Below are 21,152 nucleotides of genomic sequence, written 5' to 3' on the forward strand. Positions count from 1 at the left end.
CGCGGCCGGCGTTGGTCTTGACGTTTTCGTAGGCGAGGTCGAGCACGCCGAACAGCGTGACCGAGGACTGGGCCAGGGCCAGGCCAGGCGCGCTGAGCACGCTCACGGCCGCGCAGGCCAGCAGGGTCTTCTTCAGATGAGTCATGGTTTTATCTCCAGGGTTGATGAAAAAAAGCACAGGGTTGGGAAAGGCTTGTTCGTGGCGGCCGGGGCTCAGCGAAGGTCGCTCACGGTGGTGTTGAGGGTGTTGCCCGCGATGCGCACATTGCTCAGGCTGATCGCGTTCACGTTCCAGGCGTAGATCGGGCCAGCCACGGTGGCGCTCGCCGGGCCGGCGGCGGTCGGAGTACCGAAGTCGCAGTCGCGGATGGTCACGCCAGTGATGGCGGGCACGGCGGGTGCCGGGGCGCTGCCGTTGTAGTCGTAGGCCACCGGGCCCTGGGCCACGATGGCCTGGAAGCACGAGGCCGTGACGCCATTGAGGGTGACGTTGCTCACCCGCAGGTTGCTGATGTTGACGTTCTGCACCAGGGCCGGGCGGGTGCGGATTGCATCCTTGGCGGGCTGGTAGTCGCAATCGAAAGTGATCACGCCGCCTTGCGAGGCCGAGGGGTTGGAGGCCGCGGTGGTGGCCACGCCGATGGGCACCGTGGCGTTGATGGGGCTGCCCGCAATCATCGAGCTGCCGTAGCCTGCGCCGCTCAGGCTCACGCCATTGGGCAGGCTGACGTCGTCCACGTAGAAGTTCTTCACAAACCCGCCGCGGTTCATGTTGGTCTTGATGCGGATCGCGATGTTCAGCGGGTTGCTGGCCCAGTTCTGGTTCAGCATGGTCAGGTGGCGGGCGTAGATGTTCTGCACCCCGGCGCCCATCTCACTGCCCAGGGTGATGCCGCCATGGCCGCTGTTCATGGTGCAGTTCTGGATCAGGTGGCGGTCGGCCGGGCCGTACTGGGTGTCCAGGTTCTTACCTGATTTGATCGCGATGCAGTCGTCACCGGTGTTGAAGGTGACCTTTTCACACAGCACGTTGGTGCAGGCCTCGGGGTCGAAGCCGTCGTTGTTGGGGCCGATGCTGTCGGCCAGCACGCCACGGATCACCACATTGGTACAAGCCACCGGGTGGTGTTGCCAGAAAGGTGTGTTCTGGGTGGTGTAGTTCTCCATCAGCACGTTGGTGCAGCCGATGAACTCGACCATGCAGGGCCGCAGGTAGTGCCCCTTGCCGAAGATGCGCTGAGCCACGGGCACGCCCGCTTCGGACAAGGCCGGCAGGTAGTTCTGGTCTTGCTGCCAGGGCGTGATGGGGTTGGTCAGCAAGGTGTAGAGGGCGCTGCTGATGGTGGGTGCGATGGCTTTCAGATCCCCGTTCGCCGGGTTGACATAGGCTTGAGAGGGCGTGGACGAGCCGGTACAGCCGTAGGCGCCGCTGGTGCCCTTCCAGGTCCACCAGCAGGTGCTGGTGCTGCCGCTGCCGGCAAAGGGGGTCATGGCCTGGCCGTTGAGCACCGAGGTCTGGTCTTCGCCGGTGAGGGCGATGTGGGTCTGCTGGTAGGCGTACACCGGCGCGCCAAAGTTCAGGCAGTCGTCGGCCTGCCAGCGCGAGGCGTACAGCTTGCCGTTGGCACCGCAGTCATAGGGGCCGTCTTTGGCGTAGTCGGCCGGGTTGGGGCTGAAGTAGATGGTGCAGTTGGCACTCAGGTGGAAATTCACGTTGCTCAACAGCACGATGGGGCCGGCGCAGTACCAGGTGCCGGCCGGCACCACCACGCGGCCGCCGCCTGCGGCATTGGCGGCCTGGATGGCGGCCAGGAAGGCGGGCCGACTGTCGAACGAGCCCGGGGCGTGGGTCAGGTTGGCGCCGTTGCTCAGCGGCGAGCTGCTGGCCGGGTAGGGGCTGGTGGCGGCCACCACCTGGCAGGCTTGGGCGCCGTAGTTCAGCACCGAGAAGTCGCGGGCCGCAAAGCTGCTCTGGCTGACCCCGCTCAGGCTGCTGGCAATCTGGTCGGCCGCGCCGCCGGTGCTCCAGATCGGGTCGCCATCGCTGCCACCACAGGCGGCCAGCGGCCCGGCCAGGGCGGCCGTGCCCAGCAGGGCGCCAGAGCGGCCCAGAAAATCGCGCCGCTTCAGCGGCGTCGGGTTCCACAGCGGGAGGTTGTGAGTGGTCTCGGGATTCTTCATTGTTTTGTCTCCGGTTGATGAATCAGTGGGCGTGGGTTGTCCCTGCCCGGCTTGGGCGGGCATTCGGGAGCGAGATGGAAAACAGCCGGGCCGAACCGAAGCACAACCCCTGCCGGGCGCGCAAGGGCTGGTTTCAGGGCGGCGTGTCAGGGGCTGGTGGCGGCTGCCGGCGCTGTCGCGCCAGGGCGCTCAGCCGCTGGCGGTGATCGGTGGGTGCATGGCGGTCTCCGTTGGGGCGCAGGTTCTGTCGACCTGCTGCAGGGCGGTTTGAGTCGGTCCGGGGCGCGCGGCCTCAGGTCACCGGGGCCGGGTTGAACAGCACCAGGGCGTTGTGCAGCTTCCAGCGCTCGGCCCAGGTCTTTTGGCGGCCGCTGGCCACGTCCAGCAGGTACTGGAAGAGCTGGCGGCCCACGTCTTCGATCGTGGCTTCGCCGGTGGCGATGGTGCCGGCGTCGATGTCCATCAGGTCGTGCCAGCGCCGGGCCAGGTCGCTGCGCGTGGCCACCTTGATCACCGGCACCTCGGCCAGCCCGTAGGGCGTGCCGCGGCCGGTGGTGAACACATGCAGGTTCATGCCGGCGGCCAGCTGCAGCGTGCCGCAGATGAAGTCGCTGGCCGGGGTGGCGGCGTAGATCAGGCCTTTTTGCGTGAGCTTTTCGCCGGGTGCGATCACGCCGGTGATGGCGTAGCTCCCGCTTTTGACGATCGAGCCCATGGCCTTTTCGACGATGTTCGACAGCCCGCCCTTTTTGTTGCCCGGTGTGGTGTTGGCGCTGCGGTCCACGCGGCCCTGGTTCAGGTAGGCGTCGTACCAGGCCATCTCGCGGATCATGGCCTGGGCCACCTCGGGGCTGGCGGCACGGGCGGTGAGCTGGTCGATACCATCGCGCACCTCGGTCACCTCGGAAAACATCACGGTAGCGCCGGCCTGGATCAGCAGGTCGGTGGCGTAGCCCACGGCCGGGTTGGCCGTGAGGCCCGAGAACGCGTCGCTGCCACCACACTGCACGCCCACCACCAGCTCGCTGGCGGGCACGGTCTCGCGTCGGCGTGCGTTCAGGCGCTGCAGGTGCACCTCGGCCTGGCGCAAGATGTGCTCGACCATGGACATGAAGCCCACGTGGGCCTCGTCTTGCAGGCACACGGTGTCCAGCGGGGCATCGGCCCCGGTGGGTTGGCCGCGTTCGTCGCGGATGGGGATGCTGCCCGGGGGCAGCAGGCGCTCGGGCTGGAGTTTTTCGCAGCCCAGGCTGATGACCATGACCTCGCCGCCAAAGTTGGGGTTGAGGCTGATGTTGCGCACGGTGCGGATGGGGATGACGGCATCGGGGGCGTCGATGGCCACGCCGCAGCCATAGGTGTGCTCCAGGGCCACCACGTCGTCGACGTGGGGGTAGCGCGGTAGCAGCTCGGCCTTGATGCGCTGCACGGCAAAGTCGGTGACGCCGGCCACGCACTGCACGGTCTGGGTCACGGCCAGGATGTTGCGCGTGCCCACCGAGCCATCGGCATTGCGGTAGCCCTCGAAGGTGTGCTGCTGGGTGGCGGCGGGCGCAGGCACGGCCAGCGTGCCCACCGGCAGGTCTTCCAGGCCGGGCGGCGTGGGCATGCGCATCACGCGCTCGTTCACCCAGCTGCCACGGGGCAGGGCGCGGGCGGCGTAGCCGATCACCACGTTGTAGCGGCGGATCACCTCGCCCTCGGCCAGATCGGCCAGGGCCACCTTGTGCCCTTGCGGCACGGCCTCGACCAGGGTCAGCCCGCCGGGCAGCACGCTGCCCGCGGGCAGGCCGCCGTCATTGACGACGATGGCCACGTTGTCGGCCGGGTGGACCTGGATGGTGCGCGGCGATGAAACTTGGGTTTCTGACATGGAAATCTCGACGGGGGTAGGGCGCTTCAGAACACCGGGTGGCCGGTGATCAGCGAGGGCAGCCAGGTGGAGAACGCCGGCACATAGGTGACCAGGTTGATGGCCACCCAGATCGCCAGGTAATAGGGCCAGGCCGTCTTGGTGGCCTGGTCGATCGAGATGCCCCCGATCGCGCAACCCACGAACTGCACCGTGCCCACCGGCGGGTGCACCAAGCCCAGCGCGCAGTTGAGCAGCAGCATCATGCCGAACTGCACCGGGCCCACGCCCATCTGGATGGCCAGCGGCAGGAACAGGGGCGTGGTGATCAGGATGTGGGCGGCCATGTCCAGGAAGATGCCCAGGAAGATCTGGATCAGGTTGATGTACAGCAGCATCAGCCAGGGCTCTTTGGTGGCGGTCAGCAGGGCCTGTTCGATCACGTCAGGGATCTCCAGGTTGGCCATCTGCCAGCGCAGCATGTTGGACACCCCGATCAGCAGCAGGATCACCCCGGTGGTGCGGGCGGCCTTGCCCAGCGCCTTCATCACGGCCTGGCGGCTCAGCGAGCGATACACCAAGGTGGTCAGCAGCAGCGAGTAGGTGACCGCGATGGCCGCGGCCTCGGTGGCCGTGGTCACGCCGCCCATCACGCAGCCCAGGATGACGGCAATCACCATCAAGCCGGGCAGCGCGGCGATGAAGCTGCGCAGCACGGCGTTCCAGCCCGGAAAGCGCTCGACCATCGAGCTGCCATCTTCGCGCTTGGGAAAGCCTTTTTGCCGGGCTTGCCAGTAGGCCGCAGCCAGCATGCACACCATGATCCAGAACACCGGGATCAGGCCGGCAAACATCAGGTCGCCGATCGACACGCCCTTGATCACGTGGTCGCCGATCATGCCGGTGGCCGCTTGCGCCGCAAAGGCATAGATGATCATGTTGTGCGAGGTGGGCATCAGGGCGCCGGTCAGCGAGGCGTGCGTGGTCACGTTGACCGCGTAGTCCGCGCTGTAGCCCTCGCGCTTCATGATCGGGATCATCACGCCGCCCATGGCCGAGGTGTCGGCCACGGGCGAGCCCGAAACACCGCCGAACAGGGTGCTGGCCATCACATTGGCCAGGCCCAGGCCGCCGCGCATGTGGCCCACCAGGCTGCGCGCGAAGTCCATGATCTTGTCGGCGATGCCGCCATGCAGCATCAGCTCACCCGAGAAGATGAAGAAGGGAATGGCGAGAAACGAAAACACATTCATGCCCGACACCATCATCTGGATGGCCGTGGCAAAGGGCAGGCCCTCGACAAAAAAGGTGGCAATGCAGCTCAGGCCGATGGCATAGGCCACCGGCACGCCGAGCACCAGGAAGAGCACAAAGCTCAGGCAGAGAACAGCGAGTTCCATGGTCAGGTCCGATGGGGCTGAAGAGGGGTGGAAGAGTCCTGGGGCGCACTGGCGCGTGCCAGCCACAGGCCCAACAGGTGCTCGATGGCGAACAGGAAGATCAGCGCCGCGGCGATGGTCAGTGGCAGGTAGCGCCAGGCTTCGGAGATGCCCAGCGTCGGAATGCTGTCGTGCAGGGTGGACAGGCCCATCTGCACACTGCCCAGCAGCAAGATGCCCGAGAACGCCAGGGTCAGTGCATCGACCAGCGCACTGCAGGCCAGGCGCCAAGGCGCCGGCAACAGCTTGACCACGGAGTCCAGGCCGATGTGGCCCCCCTCGCGGGCGCCGGCGGCGGCACCGAACATGGCCACCGAGATCACCAGGATCAGGGCCACCTGTTCGACATAGGGCGGCGCGTCATTGAACGCGTAGCGGCAGACCACGCCATACAGCACGACCAGCCCCAGGCCGGCCAGCGCCACGCGGGCCAGGTGCAGCACCACGGCGGCCAGCGCAGCACAGATTGCAGAGAAGATTTTCATGGCTGAACCATGGGGCTGGGGCGGGCCAGACGGGCCTGCCCCAGGGCCCCATCACTTGGTGTTGACGATGTCCTGCACCAGGGCCTTGAGCTCGGGCGTGCTGGCAAACTTGTCCCAGACCGGCTTTTCGGCGGCCACAAAGGCCTTGCGGTCGATCTCGCTGGCCGGCACGATCTTGGCGCCGCCCTTGAGCACGTTGGCCTGGGCTTCCTTCTCGCGCGCGTCCCACAGTTTCACGTAATGGGGGACCGAGGCCTTGGCGGCAGCGCGGATGGCGCTCTGCTCTTGCGGGCTCAGGGTGTCCCAGATTTTTTTGGAGAACACCAGCACTTCTGGGGGCATGCTGTGGCCGGTCTCGGAGAACACCGGGGCCGATTCATAGTGCTTGGCTTCGTCGTACGAGGCGATGTTGTTTTCAGCCGCGTCCAGCAGGCCGGTCTTGAGGCCGGTGTAGACCTCGTTATAGGGCATGGGGGTGGGCGAGGCGCCCAGGGCGCTGACCATGCTCACCATCAGATCCGACGGTTGCACCCGCACCTTCAGGCCCTTGAGGTCGGCCAGGGTCTTGATGGGGCGCTTGGCGTAGATGGAGCGCGCACCCGATTCGTAGAAGGCCAGGCCGACAAAGCCGGCTTTTTCGAACGAGGCCAGCATGCGGTCGCCGATCGGGCCGTACATCACCTTGCGGAAGTGCTCCATGTCGCGAAACACAAAGGGCAGGGCCGGGATCATCGATTCGGGCACGATGCCGTGGAACGAGGCGGTGTTGACCCGCACCATGTCCAGCGCGCCGATCTTGACCTGCTCGACGGTGTCTTTCTCGGAGCCCAGGGCACTGTCGCCGAACACCTTGACGTTGTCTTTACCGCCCGTGGCCTTGGACAGCTCTTCCCCCATGAACTTCACAGCCAGATTGGTCGGAAAGTCTTTGGCATGCACATCGGCCGATCTGAAGTTGCGGGCCAGGGCCGCCTGGCTGCCCAGGGCCAGCAGCGTGGCGGCACCCAGGGCGATGAGGGTTTTGGGGAAGTTCTTCATGTTTGTCTCCATGAGGGGATGGTTGGAAAGAAGTGCAAAAAAAGAGGTCAAGCGGCGCCAAAGGCCGGCTCGGGCAGGCCCGTCACGCCGGGGTGCAGGGCAAACACCCCGCCTGCCAGGGGCTGGTCGCTCAGGTCGATGTCTGCGGGGCGGATGCTGGTCACATACAAGGTGTCGAGACCCGGTCCGCCGAAGGCGCACATGGCCGGCTTTTTGACCGGCACGGCCAGCGAGCAGTCAAGGCGCCCTTGCGGCGTGAAGCGGTGCACCAGGCCGGCATCGTTGCCGCAGATCCAGTAGCAGCCGTCGGCATCCACGGCCGCACCGTCGGGGCGACCCGGCTGTTCGCGCATGTCCACGAACAGGCGCCGGTTGTGGGGGGTGCCGGTGTCGGTGTCGTAATCGAAGGCCCAGATGGCCTGCACCGTGGGGTGCGAATCCGACAGGTACATCGTGCGGCCGTCGGGGCTGAAACCCAGGCCATTGGGCACGGTCAGCCCACGCAGCACCGCCTGCAGTCCGCGCGGGCGGTCGTAGCGGTACAGCTGCCCCAAGGGCAGGTTGGCGCCCATGTCCATCACCATGGTGCCGGCCCAGAAGCGGCCTTGCCGGTCGCATCGGCCGTCATTGAAGCGCATGCCGCGGCGCGCGTGTTGCACGGCAGCCAGGGGTTCGGGCCTCATTTCGTCGCCATCGTCTGCTGGGTTCAAGCGGAAGATTCCGGTCTCCATCCCGGCGATGAAGCCCTGGCCATCGGCCGTCTGAGCCACGCAGGCCAGCATCTCGGGGGTCTGCCAGTGGCGGCTCTGTCCGCTGGCGGCATCCCAGCGGTACAGGCGTGCCGCCGGAATGTCCACCCAGTACAGCGCCTGCTCGGCCGGGCTCCAGAGCGGGCTCTCACCCGTGCCGCAGCGCGCGTCCAGTAACAGTTCGGCGGTGGAGCTCATGCGGCGCCTACCGGGGGCAGGGTTTCGAAGGGGCCGGCGGCGCAGAAATTGCCGCCCTGGTACAAGGCGGCCAGCGCATCGGGTGGCACAGGGGGCTGCTGCTCGACTTTGGCGCGGAAGACTTCCGAGCTGTCTTGCGGCACAAAGCCCAAGTGGCGGGCGCCGGCGTTGTCCCACCAGCCGCCGGGGTTGTCCGAGGCGCCATACACCACCGTGTGGCCCACCTGGGGCGCGACCAGGCTGCGGCGCACCAGTTCGGTCAGGTCGCGGTAGCTCAGCCAGGTGCTCAGCATGCGGCGGTCGCGCGGCTCGGTGAACGAGGAGCCGATGCGGATGCTGACGGTTTCGATGCCGTAACGATCGAAGTAGAAATGGGCCAGATCCTCGCCGAAGGCCTTGGACAGGCCGTAATAGCCGTCAGGGCGATGCGGCACTGAGGTGTCCAGTCGTTGGGTCTGTGGGTAGAAGCCGATCACGTGGTTGGAGCTGGCAAACACCACGCGCTGCACACCATGGCGGCGCGCGGCCTCGTACAGGTTGAACACGCCGCGGATGTTGGCTTCCAGGATTTCCTCGAAGGGGCGCTCCACCGAAATGCCGCCCAGGTGCACGATGGCATCGCAGCCCTGCACCAAACCATCGACCGCGGCCTTGTCGGCCAGGTCACACAGCTGGATTTCCTCCTGGCTGGAGGTGGCCGGCGCCAGGTTGGCAATGTCCGACAGTCGCAACTGGCGGGTGAAGGGCTTGAGGCTTTCGCGCAGGACGCGGCCCAGGCCGCCGGCGGCTCCGGTCAGCAGCAGGCGTTGCGGCAGTTGTCTCTCGTTCATGGCGTTGTGTAGAGCTGGAAATGATGTATGTCATCGGTTGTCGTACAACCTGAGGCTGGATTATCATCACGCCATGTCTAAGTTGTCAACGGCCAATTCCACCGCGCCAACGGTTAATGCCTCGGAGGCCCCTGCGGCGGTGTCGCCAGTGCGTCGGCGACCTCGCGGTCTGGCCCATGAGCTGGTCGAAGACTTCAGCGGTCGCATCCAGAGTCAGGTGCTGCGGGCCGGGGACAAGCTGCCCACTGAGTCTGAAATCATGCGGGCCTTTGGCGTCAGCCGCACGGTGGTGCGCGAAGCGCTGTCGCGGCTGCAGGCCGCCGGCCTGGTGGAGACCCATCACGGCATCGGCACCTTTGTGCTGGAGGCCCAGGCTCCCGGCATGTTCCGCATCGACCCGTCTGACATCGCCGCCTCGGTGGACGTGCTGGCGGTGCTGGAACTGCGCATCAGCCTGGAGACCGAGTCTGCCGGCCTGGCCGCGCTGCGCCGCTCGGAGCAGAACCTGCTGGCCATGCGCCAGGCGCTGGACGACTTTGCCTCGCACGTCGAGGTGGCGGGTGACACCGTGTCACCCGATTTCCGCTTTCACCAGGAGATCGCCCGGGCCACCGGCAACCGCTATTTCGGCGACATCATGGCCCACCTGGGCACCACCATCATCCCGCGCACGCGCATCTCGTCAGCCATGCGCATGGCCCCCGAGTTGCGCGCCCAGTACCTGCAAAAGGTGAACCGCGAGCACGAAGAGGTGTACGACGCGATCGCCCGGCAAGACCCGGAATCGGCCCGTGCGGCCATGCGCATTCATCTGACCAACAGCCGCGAACGCTTGCGTCGGGCTCAGGCCCTGGCTCAGGCCGGCCAGTCGGCAGACGACTTGGCCCGTTGATCCACCCACCCCCTGGCGCAGGGGGTGGTCATCTTTAGTTGTCTTTTTCTAGACATTTCAAAAATTTTGTTGTACGATGACTGACAACAACATCAGATCAGTCATCCTGCTTCGCTGAAACACGGCTGCAGCCGGGGTGCCTGGTCTTCACGCAGGAGACCGCATGACCTTGTCCCGACGCCGTTTGCTGGCCGCCGCCGCACCCGCAGCCTTGCTGGCCAGCCCCGCCTGGGTGGGCGCCCAGAGCTGGCCCGCCCGCCCGATACGCATCGTGGTGCCTTACCCGCCGGGGGGCTCGTCCGACATCATTGCCCGGGCCCTGAGCCAGCCCCTGTCCGAGGCGCTCGGGCAGCCCGTGATCATTGACAACAAGCCCGGCGCCAACGGCAATCTGGGCGCCGATCTGGTGGCCCATGCCGCGCCTGACGGCTACACCCTGCTGTTGTGTGATGTGGGGGCCCTGGCCATCAGCCCGTCGGTGTACACCCGACTGAGCTTCGACCCGTCCAAGGACCTGCGCGGGGTGACCATGCTGGCCTATTCGCCCCATCTGCTGGTGGTGCACCCGTCGGTGTCGGTGAACAACCTGGCCGAGTTGGTGGCGTATTCGAAGAAGAACGATCTCAACTTCGCCGTCACGGCCACCGGCAGTGCCGCCCACCTCGCCGGTGTGGCGGTGCAACGTGCCAGTGGTGCGCGCTGGGAATACGTGCCCTACAAGGGCGGCGTGCAGGCCGTGTCGGACACGGTGGCGGGCCAGACCCAGGTGCTGATGAACGGCATGTTGGCCACCTACCCGCAGGTGCAGGCCGGCAAGCTCAAGCTGCTGGGTCTGTCCAAGGCCACCCGCATGCCCCTGGTGGGCCAGGTGCCGACCCTGGCCGAACAGGGCCTGACGGGTTTTGAGTCGGGCACCTGGCAGGGGGTGCGCGTGGCCAGGGGCACGCCTGATGCCATCGTCAACCGGCTGAACCAGGAGCTGATCCGCATCATCCGCTCGCCCGACATCCGCTCGCGGCTGGCCGGGCAGGGCGCCGAGGTGGTGACCATGGCCCCGGCCGAAGAAGAGCAATTCTTCAACAACGAGCGCAAGCGCTGGGCACAGGTGGTCCAGGCGGCCCGGATCCGGCTGGACTGAGCGTCCTGCTCCCTTCACTTCACGTTTTTCTTTACCCACCTCCCATTTTTCTCTGGAGCACTCAAATGACCCCTCAAGAACTCAAAACCATCATGGGCTCGGGCCTGTTGTCCTTCCCGCTGACCGACTTTGATGCCGAAGGCAATTTCAACCAGAAAGGCTACATCGAGCGCCTGGAATGGCTGGCCCCTTACGGCGCCAGCGCGTTGTTCGCTGCAGGCGGCACGGGTGAGTTCTTTTCGCTGACGGCCGACGAATACCCCGGCATCATCCAGACGGCGGTGGACACCTGCCGCGGTGTGGTGCCCATCATCGCCGGTGCCGGTGGCCCCACCCGCTTTGCCATCCAATGTGCGCAGGCCGCCGAGAAGGCCGGTGCCCACGGCGTGCTGCTGCTGCCCCATTACCTGACCGAAGCCGGTCAGGAAGGCCTGATCGCCCACGTCGAAGCCGTGTGCAAGAGCGTGAAGTTCGGCGTCATCGTCTACAACCGTGGCCAGGCCAAGCTGACCCCGGCTTCGCTGCAGATCCTGGCCGACCGTTGCCCCAACCTGGTGGGCTTCAAGGACGGCATTGGCGACATCGAGCTGATGATGTCCATCTACCAGACCATGGGCGACCGCTTTGCCTACCTGGGGGGCTTGCCCACGGCCGAGGTGTATGCCGCAGCCTACAAGGCACTGGGCACCCCGGTGTACTCGTCGGCGGTGTTCAACTTCATCCCCAAGACGGCGATGGACTTCTATGAAGCCGTGCGCACCGACGACCACGCCACGCAGAACCGCCTGCTGAAGGACTTCTTCCTGCCTTACCTGGAGATCCGCAACCGCGGCCAAGGTTATGCCGTGAGCATCGTCAAGGCGGGCGCCAAGCTGGTGGGTCACGACGCCGGGCCGGTGCGTACCCCGCTGACCGATCTGAAGGCCTCCGAGATGGAAGCGCTGGACGCCCTGATCAAGAAGCTGGGCTCACAAGCCCTTTGATTCCCATGCCGCCCCACCGGGGCGGTGAGTGGCAAGGAGACAACAACATGCAACGACGTCTGAATCTGGTGGCCTGCACGCTGGCGGCCTTTCTGGTCTGGGCGCCTGCGGCCCAGGCCCAGGGCGGGTCTGCCGAGGAGGCTGTGGTCGCCGCGGTCGAACGGCTTCGGATGACCATGGTCGACCCCGAACGGGGCCCCCTCGAAGCCCTGGTGGCCGACGAATTGAGCTACGGCCACTCGGGTGGCCGGGTCGATACCAAGGCCAGCTTTGTGGGCGATCTGCTGAGCGCCAAGTCGGATTTCGTGAGCATCGAGTTGAGCGCACAGCACGTGCGCGTGGTCGGCGACGTGGCCGTGGTGAGGCATCGCCTCACCGGCCACACGCTGGACCAGGGCAAGCCCGGGCAGGTCGACCTGCAGGTGCTGCTCGTGTGGCATCTGCGCGATGGCCAATGGCGCCTGCTGGCCCGTCAGGCTGTCCGTACCCCTGCATGACTGGAGACAAACAAATGACGATTCTGAATTCAAACCCTTCCCGCCGCCGGGGCCTGCTGGCCAAGGGCTGTGCCATCGGCCTGGCCCTGGGGCTGAGCGTGGCTGCTGGCCTGGCACCGGTGTCGAGCGCCTGGGCCGCCTACCCTGAAAAGACCATCACCCTGGTGGTGCCCTTTCCTCCCGGGGGCACCACCGACATGGTGGCCCGTCTGCTGGCCACCAAGATGGGCGAAAAGCTCGGGCAGCCGGTGATCGTCGACAACAAGGCCGGTGCCACCGGCAGCATTGGCGCCACCTTTGTGAAGCGCGCGCCGGCCGATGGCTACACCGTGCTGGTGTCGTCCCTGGGGCCGTTTGTGATCGTGCCGCACTTGATCAAGGGCATTGGTTATGACGCCACCAAAGACTTTGACTACCTGACCGTGGCCGCCCAGTCGCCCAACGTGCTGGTGGTGCCGCCCCAGTCGCCCTTCAAGAGCGTGGCCGACGTGATCGCGGCCCAGCGCAAAAAGCCTGACAGCGTGACCTTTGCCTCGTCGGGCAATGGCTCGTCGGACCATCTGAGCGCCGTGCTGTTCTGGCAGCAGACCGGCACCAGCGGCCTGCACGTGCCCTACAAGGGCGGCGGCCCGGCCATCAGCGACCTGCTGGGCGGCAATGTGGACGCCTCGTTCCAGAACGTGAACAACGTGATTCAGCACATCAAGGCCGGCAAGCTGCGTGTGCTGGCGGTGGCTGACGACAAGCGCGCTGCGGTGCTGCCCGATGTGCCCACCCTCAGCGAAAGCGGTGTGAAAGACGCCGATGTGCTCTCGTGGCAGGGCGTGGCCGCCCCCAAGGGCCTGCCCGCCGATGTCAAGAAGCGCCTGGTCGATGCTTTGCAGGCCGCCCTGAAAGACCCGCAGATCAAGACCCGGCTCAATGAGATCGGTCTGGAGATCGTGGCCAACACGCCCGAGCAGTTTGCCGCCAGCCAGGCCAAGGAATTTGCCCGCTGGAAAAAAGTGATCGAAGACCGAAAGATCACCGCTGATTAATGTTTACCCCCACGGTCGCGCACTGCGTGTCGCTTCCTGCCCCCCGAGGGGGCCGCAACCCGCCTTCGGGCGGCCGGGCGGCGGGTTTGTGCCGCCCCCACGGTCGCGCACTGCGTGTCGCTCCCTGCCCCCCGAGGGGGCTGCAACCCGCCTTCGGGCGGCCGGGCGGCGGGTTGTTCTCGAAGTTTCAGGCCATGTGGCCAATGACCCCTGACGGCTCCGGCCGTCGTTCCTTTTTCTCAAACCTCAGTTCCACACACCATGAGCACTCCGCACCTGAACTTCATCAACGGCGAATGGCTGGCCGGCAACACCCTGGCGCCCAACCTCAACCCCAGCAACCTGGCCGATGTGATCGGCGAATACGCCCAGGGCGATGCGGCTCAGTTGGACCTGGCGGTGCGTGCCGCCGAGGCAGCCTTCCCGGCCTGGTCCACGGGGGGCATCCAGGCGCGCAGCGATGCGCTGGACAAGATCGGCAGCGAGATCCTGGCGCGCCGTGAAGAACTGGGCACCCTGCTGTCGCGCGAAGAGGGCAAGACCCGCGCCGAAGGCATTGGCGAAGCCACCCGCGCCGGCCAGATCTTCAAGTTTTTCGCCGGCGAATGCCTGCGCCTGGCGGGCGAGGCCATCCCCTCGGTGCGCCCCGGCATCGGCGTGGAGGTGACCCGCGAGCCCATCGGCGTGGTGGGCCTGATCACGCCCTGGAACTTCCCCATCGCCATCCCGGCCTGGAAGATCGCACCGGCCCTGGCCTTTGGCAACTGCGTGGTGCTCAAGCCGGCCGACCTGGTGCCGGGCAGTGCCTGGGCGCTGGCCGAAATCATCAGCCGCAGCGGCATTCCGGCAGGGGTGTTCAACCTGGTGATGGGGCGTGGCAGCGTGATCGGCGATGCGCTGGTCAAGCACCCCGGCATTGCCGCCGTCAGTTTCACCGGCTCGGTGAGCGTGGGCCGGCGCATTGCCGAGGCCTGCGTCCAAGGTCACAAGAAAGTGCAGCTCGAAATGGGCGGCAAGAACCCGCAGGTCATCCTGGACGACGCCAACCTGCAGCAGGCCATTGAGCTGAGTGTGCAGAGCGCCTTCTTCTCGACCGGCCAGCGCTGCACCGCCAGTAGCCGCCTGATCGTCACCGAAGGTATTCATGACGCATTTGTTGAAGGCGTGAAGGCCCGCTTGGCCGGCCTGAAGATCGGTGACGCCCTGACGGCCGGCACCGACATCGGCCCGGTGGTCTCGCAGGCGCAACTGGAGCAAGACCTGAGCTATGTCGAGATCGCCCGCTCGCAGGGCGCCACCGTGCAGGCCGGCGGCCAGCGCGTGGCCTGCCACACCGGCAGCGGCGCCGAGGGTTTCTTCATGACTCCGGCCCTGATCACCGACAGCACGCCGGAGCAGCGCATCAACCGCGAGGAAGTGTTCGGCCCGGTGGCCAGCGTGATCCGCGTGAAGAACTACGAAGAAGCGCTGGCGGTGGCCAACGACACCGAGTTCGGCCTTTCGGCCGGCATTGCCACGCAAAGCCTGAAGCACGCCACCCATTTCAAGCGCCATGCGCAGGCCGGCATGGTGATGGTCAACCTGCCCACCGCCGGGGTGGATTACCACGTGCCCTTTGGCGGCCGCAAGGGCAGCAGCTATGGCCCGCGCGAGCAGGGCCGCTACGCACAGGAGTTCTACACCACGGTCAAGACGGCCTACACCCTGGCCTGAGTCCGCAACACGTTGCGCGCGCTGGCGCCGTCCCCTGACCAGCCACCCCGGTGCGTTTAGGATGGGCGCCAGTCAACTTTGGAGAAATCCATGCGCACATCTTGCGGGTTCCGGCGGGTGGTTTGTTGTTTGCTGGGGGCCTGGGTGGCGGGTGCCTCCGGCATGGCGGTGGCAGCCACCCTAGGCAGCCGCCAGGCCGAGGTGGCCCAGCGCGGCCCGCAGGTGATGCCTTTCGACCTGGCGGCCACCCGCCACGTTTTCACCGCCACCCCCATGGGCGGTGAGCAGCAGGTGCTGGTGCGCCAGAGCGGCGACCGGGTTCAAATGGCCCTCATCCGATTGCACCTGGCCGCTTTGCGTGAGCAGTTCCTGGCGGGCGATTTCTCCTCCCCGGCCCAGTTGCATGGGGCCGACATGCCCGGCCTGGCCAGCCTGCGCAATGCCCCCCACGGACACCTGCAGATCACCTACCACGATGTGCCAGATGGCGCAGCGCTGCATTACAGCAGCCACGATCCGGCGCTGGTTGATGCGCTGCACCGGTGGTTCCAGGCTCAACTGGACGATCATGGCGACGATGCAATGGAAGGGCATGCCCTGCACCACGGCATGCACCACCACCCTGGCACGCATGGCCACGATGCCGTCAAAGAAGTGCCTTGAGACGTGCCCTCGCCGACAGGCCCCCAACTCTGAACCACCAACATCCCTCCGGAGACACCGATGAAACACCCCTTGCCTGCCACCGCCCTGCAACTGCGCTCGCTGATCGATGCCAGCGGCAGGTTGGAGATTTCACTGGTGGATGAACCACTGCCGGTGCCCAGCGAGCACGAGGTGCTGATCCGCATTGAGGCCACCCCCCTCAACCCCTCTGACCAGGGGCTGTTGCTCGGGGCCGCCGACCTTGGCACCGTGCAAGCCTTGGGGACCCCCGAACGCCCGGTGCTCCAGGCTCAGGTGCCTGCTGCTGCCATGCCGGCCATGGCCGCTCGGGTAGGCCAATCGCTGCCGGTTGGCAACGAAGGCTCGGGCACGGTGGTTGCTGCCGGTCGCTCTGCAGCGGCCCAGGCGCTGCTGGGTAAAAAGGTGGCGGCCATCGGGGGCGCCATGTATGCCCAGTACCGTTGCGTGCCTTTGAGCCAATGCCTGCTGCTGCCCGATGACGCCACCGCGGCCGAGGGGGCCTCGTGTTTCGTCAACCCGCTCACCGCGCTGGGCATGGTCGAGACCATGCGGCGCGAAGGCCACACCGCCCTGGTCCACACGGCCGCGGCCTCCAACCTGGGCCAGATGCTCAACCGGATCTGCCTGCAAGACGGTATCGGCCTGGTCAACATCGTGCGCTCGCCGGCCCAGGCGGCCTTGCTGCGCGGGCAGGGCGCGCTGCAGGTGTGCGACAGCAGTGCCGACACCTTCCCCCACGACCTGACCGAGGCCTTGGTACAGACTGGCGCCACGCTGGCCTTTGATGCCACCGGCGGCGGTACCCTGGCTGGCCAGATCCTGTCAGCCATGGAGGCGGCGCTGAGCCGCAACGCGAGTGAATACAGCCGCTATGGCTCACCGGTGCACAAACAGGTGTACCTGTATGGCGGGCTGGACACCTCGCCCACCACCTTCCGGCGCAATTTCGGCATGGCCTGGGGCATGGGCGGCTGGTTGCTGTTTCCGTTCCTCAACAAGATCGGCGCGGCCGGTGCCGAGGCCCTGAAGCAACGCGTGGCGCGTGAACTGCGCAGCACCTTCCGCAGCCACTATGCGGGCGAGCTGAGCCTGACCGAAGCCCTGGCGCCTGAGCAGGTACGCCGCTACGCCCAGCGTGCCACCGGCGAGAAGTTTCTGATCAAGCCGAATTGAGCGGCGCCCAGGTGTCGCCGCCTGCGGCGTGGGGCACGACCTGGCCCCGACATTCGCCAAAGGCGATGCGGGCGGCCCCTTCACGCTGGCACCAACCCCGCAACACCACGGTGTCACCGTCTTCCAACCAGTGGCGTTCCGTGGGCCCGGGCAGCGTCAGGGCCTGGCGCCCGCCCTTTGTCAATTCCAGCAGGCAGGCCGCCTGGTCAGGTTCTGGTCCCGACAGCGTGCCGGTGCCCAGCAGATCGCCAGCCTGCAGGCGGCAGCCGTTGCTGCTGTGCTGGGTCAACATCTGTGCCGCTGACCAGTAGGCGTGCCGGTAATTGGTCAGACACAGGCGCCGCAGCGAAGCTTGCCCAGCGGGTTGCAGCAGCGCTTCCAGCGCGATGTCGATGGCGCCTTGCAGGGCCTGCAAGGGGTGGTCGAGGTAGGGCAGGGCAGGCGGGTCGTCGACTGTGCGAGGCAGCGGCGCCCTGAAGGGGGCCAGGACCTCGAACGTGACCACCCAGGGCGAGACCGTGCTCAGAAAGTTCTTGGCCATGAAGGGCCCCAGCGGCACGGCCTCCCAGGCCTGGATATCGCGTGCGGACCAGTCGTTGAGCAGGCAAAGACCGAACAGTTGTTGCTCGGCCTGGTCCAGCGCCAGGGTCTGGCCCAGAGCATTGCCGGTGCCGACCAGCACCCCCAGTTCCAGCTCGAAGTCGAGCTGGCGGGTGGGGGCGTAGATCGGCCGGCTGTGCTCAGGCAGCAGGATCTGGCCGGCGGGCCGCCCTCAGGCATCGGCTCCTGCCGAGGCCTTGTTGAACGCCATGGCACGTGATCCACGGAAATCCACAAAGTCACACAAACGCAACTTTGTACACATAGGATTGACAGGGCGTTAACCAACGACTTGGCGGCCCAGGCTGGCCCAAGCCCCGTTCAACCTACCTGTCTCCGGGATATTCACGATGACGAACACCGATTTGCAGCGCTGCACCGCTGCGCCCCAAAGCCCCGCGCCCCAGCGCCTGGACAAACCTTCGAAGCCGCTGTGGCGCGGGCTCGCCTTGGGCCTGGCCCTGAGCGCAACCCTGGTCGGCTGCGGTGGGGGTGGTAACAACAACTGCGGATCCGCCGGCAACACCCGAGTCCTGCACTGCGCGCCCTGAGCTGGTTCTGCCGCCCGGGCCTCTCTGCCACCCACCACTGAAACACTGAGCTGTCATGACATTCAATCGTCGCCATTTCCTGCGCTCCGCCGGCCTGACCACCGGCTCCACCCTGGCGCTGAGCCTGTTCCCGCCTGCCATCCAGAAGGCCCTGGCCATTCCGGCCAACAACCAGACCGGTACCCTCAAGGACGTCGAGCACATCGTGCTGCTGATGCAGGAGAACCGCTCTTTTGACCACTATTTCGGCAGCCTCAATGGCGTGCGCGGCTTTGCAGATCCGTTTGCCGTGCCCGTGCCCACGGCCAATGGCGTGCAGGGCAAGACGGTGTGGTCGCAGCCCAATGCCACGGCAGGCGTGACACCGGCCGTGATCGCGCCCTTCCGACTCAACACGGTGCAGAACTTCGAGGTCATGCGCGTGCAGGGTACGCCGCACTCCTGGAGTGATGCCCAGGGGGCCTGGGACCAGGGGCGCATGAGCTACTGGACCAAGTACAAGGCCAACCATTCGATGGGCTATTTCACCCAAGAGGACATGCCCTTCCAGTACGCGCTGGCCAATGCCTTCACGATCTGCGATGCCTACCATTGCAGCTCGCAGACCGGCACCAACACCAATCGCTTGTTTGCCTGGACCGGCACCAACGATGGCCTGGCCAAGGGCAATGGCCCTGCCACCTACAACGACTACGACTGGTTCGACGCCAACCCCGGTAACGACGGTGGCTACACCTGGACCACGTACCCCGAGCGCCTGCAGGCCGCTGGCGTGAGCTGGCAGGTGTACGAGAACATGGAGGACAACTTCACCGACAACTGCCTGGCCGGCTTTCACAGCTTTCGCGATGCCTATTACCAGCGCCCCGGTTACTCCGAGGCGTTGCGCCAGCGCGGTGTGAGCACGCGCGACCTGGACAAGCTCAAGGAGGACGTGCTGGCCGGCAAGCTGCCGCAGGTGAGCTTCATCGTGGCCACTGCCGAGGGGTCGGAGCACCCGGGGCCCTCCAGCCCGGCGCAAGGCGCCGACTACACGGCCAAAGTGCTGGACGCGTTGACCTCCAACCCCGATGTCTGGAGCAAGACCGTGCTGATCCTGAACTTCGACGAGAACGACGGCTTCTTCGACCATGTGCCCCCACCGGCACCGCCGTCGTATGTCAGCTACAACGCTGATGTTTCCCAGGCTCAGTTGGCGGGTGCCAGCACGGCCGATGCCACTGCCGAGTACCACGAGCATCTGGTGACGTACCACAACTCGGCCGCCGAGCAGGCCTTGCTGCACCGCCCCTATGGCCTGGGGCCGCGCGTGCCCATGTACGTGATTTCGCCCTGGAGCAAGGGGGGCTGGGTCAATTCGCAGGTGTTCGACCACACCTCGGTGTTGCAATTCATCGAGCAGCGTTTTGGTGTGATCGAGAGCAATATCTCGCCCTGGCGCCGCGCCGTGTGCGGCGACCTGACCAGCGCTTTCAACTTTGCCGACCCGGACAACACGGCGTTCTACAAGAGCCTGCCTGCCACCCAGGCGCTGGCCGACCGGGCGCGGGCCCTGCCGGGCCGCACCACGCCGCTGCCGCCGAATGCCCCGGCCATGCCGGTGCAGGCCAAAGGCACCCGGCCCTCGCGCGCACTGCCTTACGAACTGCACGTGAGCGCAGTGTGTGCGCCCAGCAGCCAGCAGGTCAGCCTGATCCTGGCCAACACCGGCAAGGCGGCCGCTGTGTTCCATGTCTATGACCGCCTGCACCTGGACGCGATTCCGCGCCGTTATACCGTCGAAGCCGGCAAGCAACTCAGCGGCGTGTGGTCGGTAGCGGCCGACAACGGCCTGTACGATCTGTGGGTGCTGGGGCCAGCGGGCTTTCACCGCCACTTCAGCGGCAATGCCAAGACCCTGAATGCCAGCGCCCAGCCCAACCCCGAGATCCAGGTCTGCTACGACGTGGCCAATGGGGACCTGTTGCTCAAGCTGCACAACACCGGCAGCGCCGCCTGCACGTTCAGTGTGAAGGCCAATGCCTATTTCGACGCCACGGCCCAGAGCGCCAGCGTGAGCCCCGGCGGCGAAGCAGTGATGGCATGGGCACTCAAGGCCAGCGGCAACTGGTACGACTTCAGCGTCAGCGTGCCGGCTTTGGCGGGCTACTCGCGTCGCTTTGCCGGCCGGCTCGAAACAGGCGAGCATCTGATCAGCGACCCGGCCATGTATGGCAGCGCGGTGTCCGATCAGCTCGTCATCAAGTTCTGAGCATCGGATGAAACCCTGGCCGCGGCCGGCCCCCCCGGGGGGCGGTCTGCGGCATGATCGAGCCCATGTTTCAAGAAAAACGTCACCAACGCATCCTCGCCTTGCTGGCCGGCAGCGGCCATGTGAGCACCGAGCGCATCGTCAAGGACCTGGGGGTCTCGCGCGAGACCGTGCGGCGCGATGTGTTGGTGCTGGAGACCACGGGCCAGCTGCGGCGCGTGCACGGTGGTGTGAAGCTCGGTGGGCCCGAATCCGAGCCGCCGCTGCAGCAGCGCCTGCAGACCAACACCCTGCAAAAGCGCGCCGTGGTGCAGGCCGCGGCCCGCCTGCTGCTGCCGGGCCAGTCGCTGTTTATCGACGCGGGCAGCACGGTGTCGATGCTGGCCGAAGAACTGGCTTCGCTGCAGGGGCTGACCATCATCACCAACTCGTTCGATGTTGCCCTCAAGCTCGCGGCCCCCGGATACGACGGTGCGCCGCGGCATCAGGTGCATCTGCTGGGTGGGCGTCCCCGGCCGGGCCTGGCCGCGACCTATGGCGACAGCACGGTGGCCGAGCTGATGCGCTGGCGCCCCGACTGGGCCATGCTGTCACCCGTCGGCATCGACGCCACGCTGGGCGCCAGCAGCTTCGAGCCGGCCGAGGCCGAACTGGCCCGCGCCATGGTGCGCCAGGCGCACCGCAGCGTGCTGCTGGCTGACGACAGCAAAATCGGCGTGCAATCGCGCCTGTCGTTCTGCACGCCAGATCAGGTCCACGGATTGATCACCAACCGGCGTGCCGCTCGCCACCCGGCCTTGCTGGCCCTGCAGCAGGCGGGCTGCGCGATCACCCTCGCCTGAGTGGCCTGTGCCGGGG

At 66.4% G+C, this 21,152-nt stretch carries 19 protein-coding genes; 11 read left to right on the forward strand and 8 right to left on the reverse strand.

The window, feature by feature from the left end; all coding sequences use genetic code 11:
- Positions 1–213: 213 nt before the first annotated feature.
- The 7 genes from AC07PT_RS17890 to AC07PT_RS17920 all read right to left on the reverse strand — a co-directional run bounded on the left by AC07PT_RS17890 (position 214) and on the right by AC07PT_RS17920 (position 8,772).
- Complete coding sequence (locus AC07PT_RS17890) at positions 214–2,181, reverse strand: glycoside hydrolase family 28 protein (protein ID WP_494657559.1); 1,968 nt, start codon at positions 2,179–2,181, stop codon at positions 214–216.
- Positions 2,182–2,473: 292 nt separating this feature from the next.
- Positions 2,474–4,054 (reverse strand): galactarate dehydratase, encoded by a 1,581-nt coding sequence (gene garD / locus AC07PT_RS17895; RefSeq protein WP_494657560.1) that lies wholly within the window; start codon positions 4,052–4,054, stop codon positions 2,474–2,476.
- Between the two features lie 26 nt (positions 4,055–4,080).
- Positions 4,081–5,433 (reverse strand): TRAP transporter large permease, encoded by a 1,353-nt coding sequence (locus AC07PT_RS17900; protein ID WP_494657561.1) that lies wholly within the window; start codon positions 5,431–5,433, stop codon positions 4,081–4,083.
- 2 nt (positions 5,434–5,435) lie between these two features.
- Positions 5,436–5,957: a TRAP transporter small permease gene (locus AC07PT_RS17905; RefSeq protein ID WP_494657562.1), complete on the reverse strand. Its 522-nt coding sequence runs from the start codon at positions 5,955–5,957 to the stop codon at positions 5,436–5,438.
- Between the two features lie 51 nt (positions 5,958–6,008).
- Positions 6,009–6,995 carry a TRAP transporter substrate-binding protein gene (locus AC07PT_RS17910; RefSeq protein WP_494657564.1) on the reverse strand — a complete coding sequence of 329 codons (987 nt, stop codon included), beginning with the start codon at positions 6,993–6,995 and terminating at the stop codon, positions 6,009–6,011.
- Positions 6,996–7,042: 47 nt separating this feature from the next.
- A complete protein-coding gene (locus AC07PT_RS17915; protein ID WP_494657565.1) occupies positions 7,043–7,942 on the reverse strand; it encodes an SMP-30/gluconolactonase/LRE family protein in 900 nt (299 codons plus the stop codon).
- Positions 7,939–8,772 (reverse strand): NAD-dependent epimerase/dehydratase family protein, encoded by an 834-nt coding sequence (locus AC07PT_RS17920; RefSeq protein WP_494657566.1) that lies wholly within the window; start codon positions 8,770–8,772, stop codon positions 7,939–7,941. Before AC07PT_RS17920 ends, AC07PT_RS17915 begins: the two co-directional genes overlap by 4 nt.
- A 73-nt stretch (positions 8,773–8,845) precedes the next feature.
- On the opposite strand from AC07PT_RS17920, the gene AC07PT_RS17925 reads away from it, so the two are divergent.
- The 8 genes from AC07PT_RS17925 (at position 8,846) to AC07PT_RS17960 (ending at position 16,892) form a co-directional block, all read left to right on the forward strand.
- Positions 8,846–9,664, forward strand: coding sequence for a FadR/GntR family transcriptional regulator (locus AC07PT_RS17925; protein WP_492345667.1), 819 nt, complete (start codon positions 8,846–8,848; stop codon positions 9,662–9,664).
- Between the two features lie 163 nt (positions 9,665–9,827).
- Positions 9,828–10,802 (forward strand): Bug family tripartite tricarboxylate transporter substrate binding protein, encoded by a 975-nt coding sequence (locus AC07PT_RS17930; RefSeq protein WP_494657567.1) that lies wholly within the window; start codon positions 9,828–9,830, stop codon positions 10,800–10,802.
- 65 nt (positions 10,803–10,867) lie between these two features.
- Positions 10,868–11,785, forward strand: coding sequence for a 5-dehydro-4-deoxyglucarate dehydratase (gene kdgD / locus AC07PT_RS17935; protein ID WP_492345669.1), 918 nt, complete (start codon positions 10,868–10,870; stop codon positions 11,783–11,785).
- A gap of 47 nt (positions 11,786–11,832) precedes the next feature.
- A complete protein-coding gene (locus AC07PT_RS17940; RefSeq protein WP_494657568.1) occupies positions 11,833–12,282 on the forward strand; it encodes a nuclear transport factor 2 family protein in 450 nt (149 codons plus the stop codon).
- 14 nt (positions 12,283–12,296) lie between these two features.
- Positions 12,297–13,319, forward strand: a complete 1,023-nt coding sequence (locus AC07PT_RS17945; RefSeq protein WP_494657569.1) for a Bug family tripartite tricarboxylate transporter substrate binding protein — start codon at positions 12,297–12,299, stop codon at positions 13,317–13,319.
- A gap of 261 nt (positions 13,320–13,580) precedes the next feature.
- A complete protein-coding gene (locus AC07PT_RS17950) occupies positions 13,581–15,032 on the forward strand; it encodes an aldehyde dehydrogenase family protein (RefSeq protein ID WP_494657570.1) in 1,452 nt (483 codons plus the stop codon).
- A gap of 90 nt (positions 15,033–15,122) precedes the next feature.
- Positions 15,123–15,695: an aspartate carbamoyltransferase gene (locus tag AC07PT_RS17955; RefSeq protein ID WP_494657571.1), complete on the forward strand. Its 573-nt coding sequence runs from the start codon at positions 15,123–15,125 to the stop codon at positions 15,693–15,695.
- Positions 15,696–15,755: 60 nt separating this feature from the next.
- Complete coding sequence (locus AC07PT_RS17960) at positions 15,756–16,892, forward strand: zinc-binding dehydrogenase (protein ID WP_492345674.1); 1,137 nt, start codon at positions 15,756–15,758, stop codon at positions 16,890–16,892.
- Here AC07PT_RS17960 and AC07PT_RS17965 read toward each other — a convergent pair.
- On the reverse strand, positions 16,879–17,646 hold the full coding sequence (locus AC07PT_RS17965; RefSeq protein ID WP_494657698.1) for a fumarylacetoacetate hydrolase family protein: 768 nt from the start codon (positions 17,644–17,646) through the stop codon (positions 16,879–16,881). The genes AC07PT_RS17960 and AC07PT_RS17965 overlap by 14 nt on opposite strands.
- Positions 17,647–17,842: 196 nt before the next feature.
- On the opposite strand from AC07PT_RS17965, the gene AC07PT_RS17970 reads away from it, so the two are divergent.
- The 3 genes from AC07PT_RS17970 to AC07PT_RS17980 all read left to right on the forward strand — a co-directional run bounded on the left by AC07PT_RS17970 (position 17,843) and on the right by AC07PT_RS17980 (position 21,136).
- A complete protein-coding gene (locus tag AC07PT_RS17970; protein WP_492345680.1) occupies positions 17,843–18,043 on the forward strand; it encodes a hypothetical protein in 201 nt (66 codons plus the stop codon).
- A 55-nt stretch (positions 18,044–18,098) separates the two neighbouring features.
- Positions 18,099–20,294 carry a phosphocholine-specific phospholipase C gene (locus AC07PT_RS17975; RefSeq protein ID WP_494657572.1) on the forward strand — a complete coding sequence of 732 codons (2,196 nt, stop codon included), beginning with the start codon at positions 18,099–18,101 and terminating at the stop codon, positions 20,292–20,294.
- A gap of 65 nt (positions 20,295–20,359) precedes the next feature.
- The gene (locus AC07PT_RS17980; RefSeq protein WP_494657573.1) at positions 20,360–21,136 is read left to right on the forward strand and encodes a DeoR/GlpR family DNA-binding transcription regulator; all 777 of its coding nucleotides are present in this window, start codon (positions 20,360–20,362) and stop codon (positions 21,134–21,136) included.
- The last annotated feature ends 16 nt before the right edge of the window (positions 21,137–21,152 follow it).

Source organism: Curvibacter sp. GW821-FHT09D12 (genome assembly GCF_059416245.1).